Raw genomic sequence first — 6,813 nt, forward strand, 5'->3', positions numbered from 1 at the left:
AGCGCGAAAAGGCAAGACTGCACATCCGTCAGGTGTTCGCTGTTTCATGGGCGCCGTGCTGGCACCCGACACAATCGCAGTTCTCATGGCTGCAACTGCGGTCCTCCAAAGGGTTGCGGTAGTGAAAACGGGCGAGCGGCAGCAGCAGTCGCTTGGGCAATGAAAGCCGATATGCCTCGCCCAAGGCAATGCCAGTGTCGGTCGATCCCAGCTTTCCGATCAGGTAGTCGATCCCGCGGGCGCCCGTCCGGTTGAACAGGTACCGATTGACGACACCACCGCGCAGGCCGGGTTGCAGCGCCTCACGCCAGGCTTTCCTGTAGTCGACGCCGCTGATCAGGCTTTGGGCCGCCAGGGGCTCGGATCGCATCGCATAGCGTAGCCCGAATCCCGCCAGCGCGTCCTGGAAACCCGCGTGTTCGCCGATCACCGGGTTTCCATCCTGCATCGCGTGCGCGGCAATCGGACTTTCCCGAAACCGCCGAAGCCTCGCGGCGTTTTCATCTCCAGGCCCGCGTGACGCTTGAAGTATTCCACGGTTGCCGCGAGATATTTCGCTTGATCGCGAAAACCTGAAAACATGCAGCTGGCCACCGTGCCGCGCCCCCGGTGCACGAGCAGATAGGCGTAGCCCTTCGGGGCAAGCTCGGTCCCGAAGGCCAGCCACGCACCATCGGCCATAGAGGTGTCAAGGACGTAGCCCACGGCGATGATATCGGCCCGCCGTGGTCCGCCTGCCAGGACCATGTTGGTCGTGGTCTTTTTCACGCGATCGTTGAATCGCACCTCGGCCCCGGCCGCGCGGGCCTGATCCAGCAAGACCCGGTAAAGCGTTCCCGGTGCGTTGCCCCGGCGCAAAAGATAGTACAGGGGCTTCGATCCATGCACTCTGTGGGCCTTTGCATGGCTGTCGAAGACGAAGCCTTCGGTTGCACCGCGATGATCGAAATCGGCGACAACACCGGCATCAGCCAGTTCGTCCAGAACGTTCTGTGCGTCGCTCCAGTTTTCAAGGCCTTGAAAGTCGTCGTGGAACCGATGGCCGACATCTTCGTGCCACTCTCGCACCACGACCCGGCGATTGGCCTTGGCTAAAACGATTGCACAGACCAGACCTGCGGGACCAGCCCCGACGATTTCAATCGTATTGTCTTCAGGGTCGGCGGAACCTGGCGTTAGCGCCATCATACGAACCCTCCTCGATACGATCGACGTCCTGACAGGCCGGGTTTATCTCCGCAACGTGAGTCAGATCCCGTAAGCCCAGGCCGGCAGGCGGCCCATATGGACCTCAACCGTCCTGACACCGGGCACGTTTTCGACGGCAACCCGGATCGCATTCTCCTCGAAATCGCTGTCGGCGACACCCCAGACGGCGACATTCCCCTTGTGCACGGTGTAGTTGATGAGGTTGACCGCTGCACCAGGCACTTCTTTCAGAGCCTCTTCAATCTTTGCACGCAGCACGCGGTCGTCCTCCAACGGCTCCGGCAGCGCCCCATCCTGAAGCGCCGACAAGGCGTGGAGCAGGTTCGCCCGGCTTACGATGCCGACTACTTTGTCGGAACTCACCACCGGCACGCGCTTGATCCGGTGCTTTTCCAGAAGACGCGCAATCTCTGCGACATTGGTGTCTTCTTCTACCGAAACCACATCCCTTGTCATCACGTCTTCGACGCGGTGGCTTTTGAGCTTCACGAAATCCCTGGCAGCATCGCCCGATCCGCCCAGCACCTCGAGCCACCATGACCGGCGTGGTCCATCTGTTTCGCGGACGCGCCGCATGAGGTCGCCTTCGCTGACAAGACCCTTCAGATCGCCCTCTGCGTCAACGACGGGCAGCGCGCTGATATTGTGGTCGAGCATCAAGCGTACCGCGCCCTCGATTTGTCCCTCCAGCGGGACCGAGATCACCGATATCGTCATGATATCCCTGGCTTGCATGTCATAGTCTCCTTCTTGAGTTTTGGCTGGTTCAGCACTTCAGGTGCCGATAACGAGTTGCAGGTCGTCGCCCAGATTATAGGGCGGGATGTCAAGGTTGCGTGGTGCCGGCCCTTTCCGGATCCGGCCTGAGGTATCGTAGTGCGATCCGTGGCACGGGCAGAACCAACCGCCGAACTCGCCCACCGCCGACCCATCCTGCCCTAGTGGAATGCACCCGAGATGGGTGCAGACACCGATGACGATCAGCCACTCGCCATCCTCGCCCGCCGCGCGGTTTTCATCCAGTGCTTGCTCTTCGCCACTTGCGTTCGGATTCTCGCCCGCTTCGTCAACAGGATCGGGAAGCTGGTTAAGATCGACGGCCCGTGCAGCCTCGATTGCGGCTGGTGACCTGCGCCAGACGAAGACCGGGCGCCCCTGCCACTTCACAGTAATACGTTGGCCCGGTTCGACACCGGCAAGATCGACCCTGACCGTGCCGGACGCGGTCACATCCGCTGAGGGGTTCATCGAATTGATCAACGGCCAAACCGCCGCGCCTGCGGCAATCGCGCCGGTAGAGGCCGTTGCATAATAAAGGAAATCGCGGCGCTCTGTTGCGGGTAATTGATTGGTTTCGTCATTGGTCTGGCGCATCATGATTCCTCCGATTTAGAGTTCATCTCCGCTGCGGCGACAGGGCTTTCGACGTGAACACCCGCATCGACATGCAGCACCTCGCCCGTGATGCCGCCGGTATAGTCGCTGGCGAACAGCAGGGCGGCTCGGCCCACCTCGTCGGCCTCGATGTTTCGCCGCAGGGGCGCGGCACGCGCGGTTGCGTCCAGAAGCCCGGCAAAGCCGGTCAACCCCGACGCCGCGCGGGTCATCACCGGCCCTGCCGAAATGGCGTTGACGCGGATGTTCGATGGCCCGAGTTCGTGCGCCAGATAGCGCACCGTAGCTTCGAGAGCCGCCTTGACCGGCCCCATCACGTTGTAATTCTCCACCACACGTTCGCCACCGAGATAACTCAGCGTGATGAGACTGCCGCCGCCTCTCATCAGGGGTTCGGCCAGACGGGCCATTCGGATCAGCGAATGGACCGAAACATCCATCGCTTCGGTGAATCCTTCAGCCGAACAGTCGGTCAGGCGGCCATGAAGGTCGCCGGGCGGCACGCTGCCCACGGCATGAAGGATAAAGTCCAGCTTTCCCCAGCGTTCGGTGATGGCATCAAAAACACCGTCGAGTTCATGCGGTGCGTTCACATCGCAGGGCAGCAGGATCGGCGCTTCGAGCCGTGCCGCCAATGGCGCCACATAAGGTTTGGTGCGCTCATCGACATAGGTGACGGCAAGTTCAGCACCCGCTTGACGGAAATGCAGGGCAGCAGGCCAGGCCAGGCTGCGATCATTGGCGATGCCGACAACCAGACCCTTCCGGCCGGACAGATCAAGCAGTTCCGCAGGATCGCAGCATTCGTCTAAGTCAGGCATCTTCGGATGCTGCCTTGGTATCGGAGGACGCGGCCTTTTTCTTCTCATGCACACTATGACTCTTGCTTGTCTTGCCATGTTTGTGTCCGCCATGACCGTGCCCGAAAAGGTGTATCGCGGCCATTCCGCCGAAGAGGAGAACCAAAACCCAGTTCTGAGAAAGCCATTCCATATTCGGTCACTCCTTGTGTGATACGGCGTCCGGATGGTCCGCCTGTGCAGGCGCCGTGATGACGGGGAAAGGGCCGAACATCGCGCCGAAGACACGGGCGATCCAGGCATCGCGCCCCTTGCGCCATGCGCCCAGAACCTCGCCGGTGCGCGCCGACAGCGCGCGTTCGGTGACAATCGCAAGGTGGTCTTCCGGCAAGGGGTCGCGCGTCTCGCGCAGCGTTTCGGCGGTGGATTTGACCAGCGCCATCCACGGATTCACCCGTTCGGAAAACATCGTCCGCGTCCAGCGCATCGGATGCAGGGCACGGAGCGCCTCGGCGCTGGCCGGGGTCGTCGCGGCGCGAATCCAAGGACTGACGAAAGTCGAATAGAAGGCCTCGTTGATCCGCGAAATCTGAGCGACCTGTTTCAAGGCCCCATCATCTGACGCAATGCCCAGATCATCGACCTCGCGCGGCTCGAACCGCACAGCGAAATCACCGCTCTCGCAATCCGGGTCGCCCGACGGGTTGTCGATCACCATCTCGTAAAGCCCCGGCGCGAGCGCCTCGACCTCGTCCAGGCTTTCCAGGATCGCCCGATGCTGGAGCCGCGCGACGGAGCCGGAGACGAAAATTCCCAGATGCCCAACCCGGGGGTGGGTCATGTAGACGATGCGCTGCCCGGCTGCCTTGAGCGCATCGGTGTCAGGATAGAGCTTGCCGATCCACCCCATTGCCTGTTCGGGCGGCGTGATGTTGTCACCTTCCGAGGCGAAGATGATCAGCGGGTTGCGAATGCGTTTGAGGTCAATGGTGCAATGAGCGTCCAGTTGCATCTCGCCCCGCTCCAGCCGGTTGCCGATGAACAGATTCTGCGTAATGCCGAGGATTTCCTCACGGCTGAGCGTGTAGTAGCCATTCCACCAGCGTTCGAATTCGACGAACCGCTCACGCTCTGTGTCGGCATGGGCAAAGAGGGTCGCGTACTTATCCCAGATCGCCTTTTCCGGTTGCAGGGTCTCAAAATTCTGCGCCAGCCAGGCGCCATCGAACCGGCCATCGCCCAGATCGGATATCATATGCGCGGCCCAGGCCCCTCCCGAGAGCGCGCCCATCATCCGCATCGGGCTGCTTGCCGCCTCGCCCGACCAATAGCTGAGCGGTGAGCCATTCAGCACAATCGGACCGGTCAGGCCGTCGCAATCCGCCGCCAGCAGCGTGGCCGCCCAACCGGCCTGGCAATTGCCGTAGAGCACGGGGGCTGTGTCCGGGTGACGGCGCGCGACCTCCAATACAAAATCGCGCAGTGCATAATGCACGTCCGACAGCGTCTGACCCGGCATGGGCTCGGGATAGAAGATCACGAAATAGACCGGGTGGCCTTCGTGCATCGCCATGCCGACCTCGCTGTCGCGCTTGAACCCGCCGATGCCCGGCCCGTGCCCGGCGCGCGGGTCGATCACGATCACCGGCGGCTTGGCCTCGTCCACGCAATCGTCCCAGCAATCCTCTCCCACCCGCGTGATCCTGAGCAGTGCGTAGTTGGCGGGCCGCTCGAAACTGCGGGCGTCAAGCAAAAGCTCGTAGTCGAAATCCAGCAGCGGCGGCATGCCCTGCCGCTCATGCGCGATCATGTTGTCGGCGCGTTCGCGCAGCGTGTCGAGGAACAGGATCCAGCGTTCAAAGGCGTCCTGAGCATAGGGCGTCTGCGCGCCCGTGCCCACATCGTCAGCGACAGGTGCAGGGGCGTGTTCGGGCGTCTCCATCGCAAGGCGCAGGCTCTTGTTCATGTTCGGTTTCCTCTTGACTGGGGGTCTGTGCCGGAAGGTCTTCCAGCGAGCATCACAAGCACGAGATCCTCCGCGACATCCTCGCGCAGACCGGTCAGCAGATAGGACGCATCGCCGGGCTCGATGCCCAACGCGCGCGCCGCGAGTGACGGGGGCTGGTTCATCATTTCGACCCGGTTGAACAACGCCCGCGCCATCGGGGCGTCGGCATGCCCGCAGGTCTCGGCACAGGCACAGGTCATTTGCGAGAACAAGATCCGAAGATCATCGTCGTCGGATGATGAGTGACGGGTTCCCCCTGATTTCCGATCCATCGTCTTGCGTGGCATGGCTAGGCGACTCCTGTGGTTGAGCCTTCGGGCTTGGTCACAGAAGAAGACGCCGGAAGAAGGAAATCGTTACAGACCCGCCGACAGGGCGATCAGTGTTCCTGTCCCACGTCTTCGCAATCGGTTTCGTGTACGACGTTCGCGCAGCCTCTGGGCGGACAGGAACAATCCTCGCGATCCTCCCGGCAGCATGAGCCGCAATGCGCCGTCAGCGCCTCGCGCAGGGCAGTGCGCGCCCTGTGAAGCCGGACACCGAGGGCGTTGCGAGTCAGTCCGAGATCGGCCGCCACGGTCTCTCGATCCTCCTCGCCGAAATCTATGCGCCGGATCAGTTCGGACTCCGCCGGGCGCAGTTCGGAAATCAACCCCTCATGGCAGGTGCATAGCCGCGCCATCTGACTGGGCGCATCGGCGATCCAGTCTTCGGGTTCGTGCGCCGCCGCAGCCGCCAGACGGCTGCGCCGGGTTCCCTTGCGGTAGTGGTCGTTCAGGGTGGAGCGCAGGATCGTGTAGAGCCACGCATCCATCCGGTCGACATCGCGGAGCTGATCCTTGCGCGTCAGCACCCGGATGCAGAACTCCTGCAACACATCCTCGGCATCGGCGCGGTTGCCAAGCCGTTTGACCAGGAACCCCATGAACGCGCCGCGCCCGTCCAACAGCGCGCGTTCCGGCGAAGTGCCGGACACCTCCCGCTTGCGACTGTCTTGCGATGCCATGATGTCCCTGCCCTTTCCGCGCATCTTGCGCTGTCATGCAACGATGGTCTGACTGTTGCATTTTGCAGTTTCAATGCGGGCGGGCGTTGACATGGATCAAACGCGTCGCAGCCCGTCGCGCAGCACTGAACGACATGGGGTTTCTGTCAGTCTACGGCAAGGTGGCTTTCGGCGGTGACGGGATGGGCAGGATGTCGCACTGCATCCTTCCGGCGTCAGGTTTCCCTTCGGCGCGGCACGACTACCCTTGTGGCCTGCCCTTGAGATTGACGAACACGATCCCCAGAACGACCAGCGCAATACCGGAAAACTGAATGCCGGACAGACGTTCCCCGAAGAACAGCGCGCCGATTGTAAGACCGAAGATCGGGACCAGAAAGCTGAACACGATCGCC

At 62.1% G+C, this 6,813-nt stretch carries 9 protein-coding genes; all 9 read right to left on the minus strand.

Annotated features, from left to right (window positions below; all coding sequences use genetic code 11):
- Positions 1-28: 28 nt before the first annotated feature.
- Positions 29-448 (minus strand): hypothetical protein, encoded by a 420-nt coding sequence (locus tag AC13D8_RS01360; RefSeq protein WP_482967306.1) that lies wholly within the window; start codon positions 446-448, stop codon positions 29-31.
- Entirely contained in the window at positions 427-1,188 is a 762-nt protein-coding gene (locus AC13D8_RS01365; RefSeq protein ID WP_185926681.1) for an NAD(P)/FAD-dependent oxidoreductase, read from the minus strand. The genes AC13D8_RS01360 and AC13D8_RS01365 overlap by 22 nt, the downstream gene beginning before the upstream one ends.
- A 60-nt stretch (positions 1,189-1,248) precedes the next feature.
- On the minus strand, positions 1,249-1,926 hold the full coding sequence (locus AC13D8_RS01370; RefSeq protein ID WP_454275571.1) for a CBS domain-containing protein: 678 nt from the start codon (positions 1,924-1,926) through the stop codon (positions 1,249-1,251).
- 57 nt (positions 1,927-1,983) lie between these two features.
- Positions 1,984-2,586 carry a ubiquinol-cytochrome c reductase iron-sulfur subunit gene (gene petA / locus AC13D8_RS01375; protein ID WP_482967307.1) on the minus strand — a complete coding sequence of 201 codons (603 nt, stop codon included), beginning with the start codon at positions 2,584-2,586 and terminating at the stop codon, positions 1,984-1,986.
- A complete protein-coding gene (gene fabI / locus AC13D8_RS01380) occupies positions 2,583-3,425 on the minus strand; it encodes an enoyl-ACP reductase FabI (protein ID WP_463203862.1) in 843 nt (280 codons plus the stop codon). The genes petA and fabI overlap by 4 nt, the downstream gene beginning before the upstream one ends.
- Before the next feature lie 178 nt (positions 3,426-3,603).
- Positions 3,604-5,370 (minus strand): DUF3141 domain-containing protein, encoded by a 1,767-nt coding sequence (locus AC13D8_RS01385; protein ID WP_482967308.1) that lies wholly within the window; start codon positions 5,368-5,370, stop codon positions 3,604-3,606.
- Positions 5,367-5,612, minus strand: coding sequence for a hypothetical protein (locus AC13D8_RS01390; RefSeq protein ID WP_482967309.1), 246 nt, complete (start codon positions 5,610-5,612; stop codon positions 5,367-5,369). The genes AC13D8_RS01385 and AC13D8_RS01390 overlap by 4 nt, the downstream gene beginning before the upstream one ends.
- A gap of 179 nt (positions 5,613-5,791) precedes the next feature.
- Positions 5,792-6,418, minus strand: coding sequence for an RNA polymerase sigma factor (locus AC13D8_RS01395; protein ID WP_482967310.1), 627 nt, complete (start codon positions 6,416-6,418; stop codon positions 5,792-5,794).
- Positions 6,419-6,659: 241 nt separating this feature from the next.
- The gene (locus tag AC13D8_RS01400) at positions 6,660-6,806 is read right to left on the minus strand and encodes an EamA family transporter (protein WP_482967312.1); all 147 of its coding nucleotides are present in this window, start codon (positions 6,804-6,806) and stop codon (positions 6,660-6,662) included.
- Positions 6,807-6,813 lie beyond the last annotated feature (7 nt).

The sequence above is a fragment of the Roseovarius sp. B-10 genome, from assembly GCF_056859295.1.

Coding starts and splice junctions, on each gene's coding strand:
- AC13D8_RS01360 (WP_482967306.1), bottom strand. CDS start 448: ATGCAGGATGGAAACCCGGTGATCGGCGAACACGCGGGTTTCCAGGAC.
- AC13D8_RS01365 (WP_185926681.1), bottom strand. CDS start 1,188: ATGATGGCGCTAACGCCAGGTTCCGCCGACCCTGAAGACAATACGATT.
- AC13D8_RS01370 (WP_454275571.1), bottom strand. CDS start 1,926: ATGACGATATCGGTGATCTCGGTCCCGCTGGAGGGACAAATCGAGGGC.
- petA (WP_482967307.1), bottom strand. CDS start 2,586: ATGATGCGCCAGACCAATGACGAAACCAATCAATTACCCGCAACAGAG.
- fabI (WP_463203862.1), bottom strand. CDS start 3,425: ATGCCTGACTTAGACGAATGCTGCGATCCTGCGGAACTGCTTGATCTG.
- AC13D8_RS01385 (WP_482967308.1), bottom strand. CDS start 5,370: ATGAACAAGAGCCTGCGCCTTGCGATGGAGACGCCCGAACACGCCCCT.
- AC13D8_RS01390 (WP_482967309.1), bottom strand. CDS start 5,612: ATGACCTGTGCCTGTGCCGAGACCTGCGGGCATGCCGACGCCCCGATG.
- AC13D8_RS01395 (WP_482967310.1), bottom strand. CDS start 6,418: ATGGCATCGCAAGACAGTCGCAAGCGGGAGGTGTCCGGCACTTCGCCG.